A 3,596-nucleotide genomic window follows, 5' to 3' on the forward strand; every position below is an offset into this window, starting at 1 on the left:
GACGTGGCGCGCGTGGCCACCGACGTGGTCGAGCAGGAGGCGCTGGCCATGCTCGTGCTCACCGCCGGGTGGGGCAACCCCGCCGCCGACCTGCCCGAGGACATCTCCCCCGGCGAGACCGTCTCCTTCACCGAGGACGGCAGCGCGGTGCCCGTCGCCGACCTGCACGGCCGCGGCCTGGGCGGGCCCAAGGAGGCCCCGATGGTCTCCACCGCCACCGGCGACTACCTGCTGCGCAAGCTCGCCGAGCTGGCCGCCGGCCGCGACGCCGACCCCGGGCGCACCCCCGACCAGCGGCGCCGCCTCATGCTGCGCCGCCTGCTGCCGGCCCTGAGCGGCGAGGACGTCGCCCGCCGGCTCACCGGGGTCCTGGGGCGCATGGCGGTGGACATGCCCACCCACTTCGCCCTGGTGCAGCAGGCCCGCGGCCGGGCCCGCAGCGCCCCCTACGCCCCCGTGCCGGACACCCCGACGGTCCCGGCCGGGGTCGACCCCGAGCGCCGCGAGGTGCTCAGCGAGGAGGAGAAGATGTGGCTGGAGCGGACCGCCCTGGAGCTGTCCGCCCGTGCGCAGGAGCGGCGGGCCGCTCTGGAGGCCGACCCCCAGGGCACCCTGGACACCCTGCTGTGCGCGATCCTGGAGGAGGGGCGGGGCGTGCCCGCCCGCTGGGCGGACGCCCAGGACGACCCGGACCGGCGTGCCGACCTCATCGACGCGCTGACCGAGGTCATCACCGGGTGAGCAGGCCGGCCGCCGCGTAGCGGTCGACCAGCGGGGGCAGGACCGGGTACTCGGCGAACGCGCGCAGCGGCATGACCGCCGTGTCCTCCCAGGGCAGCCGGTGCCGCCAGCGGGCGGCCAGCAGCACGTCCACGGCCTGGTCCACCTCCCGCCACCGGGACGGGTCACCGCTCCCGGAGATCCGGCGCGCCGTCAGCGCGCCGTCGAAGGCGTCCAGCAGCCCCCGCACCCGGGCGGCGTCGGCGCGTTCCACCCCGGCCGCCGGGTCCGCGGACAGCGCCCGGGCCCGCCGGTCGACCAGGTACAGCTCCGGCCGCAGGTGGACGCTGCCCATGCCCAGCGACTTGCCCATGCCGATCTTGTGCGCGTACTCCGGGTCGGCCGGGTCTCCCCCGTCCTCGGGGTTGTCCAGCAGCAGGGCCCGCAGCAGGGCGCCCAACTCCCCGTCGGTGAGGTTGGTGAAGGTGATCCGCGACCGGAACACCAGGCCGTCGCGGAGCGGGATCACGTCGCGCTGGGTGTCCCGGGGCGGCTCGTGGTCGCCCCCGGCCGCCAGCACCTCCAGGCCCGGGTCGTCCCGGGCCGCGTCGTCGTAGCGCACCGGTGTGCCCAGGTCGGCGCGGTGCCGGTGCAGGTAGGCCTTGTAGCCGTTGAGCCGCACCCGCCCCTCGTGCGCCCACGTGATGATGTCGGCCCGGCCCCCCTCGGCCGCGTCGGGGCCCTGGAGCAGGTAGTTGGCGAAGCAGCCGCGCTGGGGGGAGAGCAGCCGCACCCGCAGCGCCGCCCCGTCGGGGTAGTCGGGGTCGGGGTCGGTGCACACCGCGTTGCCGAAGAACACCCGCCCCTTGGAGGCGGGCGACTCGCCCGCGAAGGTGTCCACGTCCCCGAACAGGGCGCGGCCCACGTCCACCGGCCGCCCCGCCCGGTCGGCCCGGTCGGTGTCGCCGTGCTGGGGGCTGAGCAGCGCCTCCGGCACCGCCCGGCGGACGGGGTCGTCGTCGCTGACCGCGATCCGGTAGCCGCCCGAGCGCCCGAAGGACACCACCGACCCCTGCGCGTCCACGTCGAACCAGACCGGTTCCATGCCGCGGCGGGGCAGCCCGCCGCCCCCGGCCCCGCCGATCCGTTCGCGCTCGGGGTCGCCCTCCCCGGTGCCGAGCCCGTCGGGGAACGCGGCCCGCTGGTACCCGGTGATCTGCTCGGCCGACTCGAACATCTCCACCAGGGCGTCGGGGACGCGCAGCCGCCCGGTGCGCAGGTCCGGCGGCCGGGGGAACAGGTAGGCGTTGCGGCGCTCGCCCGCGGCCGCGCCGGTGAGCACCACCAGGGCCGCGACGACCCCGCCCCGGCCCAGGTCGCGGGCGTCGAGCCGGTGGTCGGCCAGGTGGGCGCGGGCCTCCTGCTCGGTGGGGGCGACCGCGGATACGCGCCGCTCCCCGGGCAGGTGGACGGCGTACACCCAGCGGTACTGCAACCGGCCGTGCTGTTCGTGGGCGGTGGGCACGTACGCGGTGCCCCGGGGGGTGTCGGGGAGGTCGTCCACCCCGAAGTCCCACCGTTTGAGGCTCTCCCGCAGCACCGCGAAGGGCACCTTGAGCGCCTGGCCGCGGTCGCCGCCGGGCCGCGCGGCCGGGACCTCGACGATGTACCAGCGGTCGCGGGCGCGTTCGTGGAACAGGAACCCCTGCCGGGTGCGCAGGCCCGCCCGCCGCCTGCGGTACTGGGAGTGGCGCAGTGCCATGACCGAGCGGGTGCGGGGCGAGAGCGTGCTGTCGGTGGAGGCCGGGTCGATGCGCACCGGCGCCCGGAAGAACAGCATCGGTGTGTTGACCGGGCCGGTCTCCCCGCTGGTGAGCATGCGCAGGGTGTTGCGGACCAGGCCGCGCAGCCCCGATCCGGGCAGTACCGGCAGCGGGTTCTCCCCGTGCGGCAGCCGCAGGGAGCGGCTCACCCCGCCCCGGTCGGGGGTGCGGCCCACGAAGGTGGGGGTGAGGGTCGTCAGGGTCAGGTCGATCCACCCCGAGTGGGTGCCGCGGACCGTGCGGTCGTGGCTGCGCAGCAGGTCGCCGGTGTCGTGTCCGCCGTGCAGGTCGGCGGCGGGCATGGGCTCGGCGGCCATGCGGACCGCGCCGTAGGGCGCGGTGGCGCGTGTCGGGGCGTCCTTGCCGGCGGGGCGGGGGCGGTCGGCGCCGCCCAGGCGCGAGGCCACGTCGCGGGGGTTCACCACGGTCTCCCCCCGGCGGGTTCGTCGCCGGTGCCCGGGTCGAACACCGGGCCGGTGGGCTTGGGCCCGGTGGTCAGGCCGGTCAGCCGGTGGAAGGCCACCCCCACGGTGCCGGTCTCGGGGTCCTGGGCCCAGTATTCGCGCACGGTCAGCCAGCTCCCGGACCCCTCGGCGACGGCGCGGCCCCCGCGGGCGCGGCGCACCCGGGCGGAGAAGTCGGTCCACACGACCGGCAGCACGGCCCGCGCCCCGGAGGGTTCCGCGGTGACCGTCAGCGGCACGCCCGGCCCCGGGGAGCGGCCGTGTTCGGGTCCGGTCCAGCCCTGGAGCAGGAAGGAGCGGTCGCGCGGGCGCAGCCACGTGGGGAGCTCCCCGGGCGCGTCGGCGCTGATCCACCCGGACCGGCCGCCCTCGCCGATCCGGATCTGGGCGTGGGCGGCGAACACCAGGACCTCCAGAACGCGGACCCGGTCGGCCGGCGCGGTCGGCGGCGGCGCCGACAGGTCGGCGGTGGCGGGCCCGTCCGAGCGGTGCCAGCGGTCCCGGGGGCAGACGCCGGTGATGCGGCCGTCGCCGAGTTCGGCCAGCAGCCACTGCGGGGTGTCGGGGCCGCCGTCCGGCCCGGCCGGCC

Annotated in this window: 2 protein-coding genes and 1 pseudogene; 1 reads left to right on the forward strand and 2 read right to left on the reverse strand. The window is 77.4% G+C overall.

Annotated elements, in window-relative coordinates; all coding sequences use genetic code 11:
* Positions 1-741 (forward strand): annotated as a pseudogene (locus ACJOT3_RS33445) (hypothetical protein); the annotation flags it as partial.
* Here the strand turns inward: ACJOT3_RS33445 and ACJOT3_RS33450 are convergent.
* Positions 731-2,965, reverse strand: a complete 2,235-nt coding sequence (locus ACJOT3_RS33450) for a TIGR03986 family type III CRISPR-associated RAMP protein (RefSeq protein WP_406977137.1) — start codon at positions 2,963-2,965, stop codon at positions 731-733. The pseudogene ACJOT3_RS33445 and the gene ACJOT3_RS33450 overlap by 11 nt on opposite strands.
* Positions 2,962-3,596 (reverse strand): hypothetical protein (locus ACJOT3_RS33455; RefSeq protein ID WP_406977138.1); only part of this gene is annotated, 635 nt, incomplete at its 5' end. The genes ACJOT3_RS33455 and ACJOT3_RS33450, both read right to left, overlap by 4 nt.

Source organism: Nocardiopsis protaetiae (genome assembly GCF_045446735.1).
Classification (GTDB): Bacteria; Actinomycetota; Actinomycetes; order Streptosporangiales; family Streptosporangiaceae; genus Nocardiopsis; species Nocardiopsis protaetiae.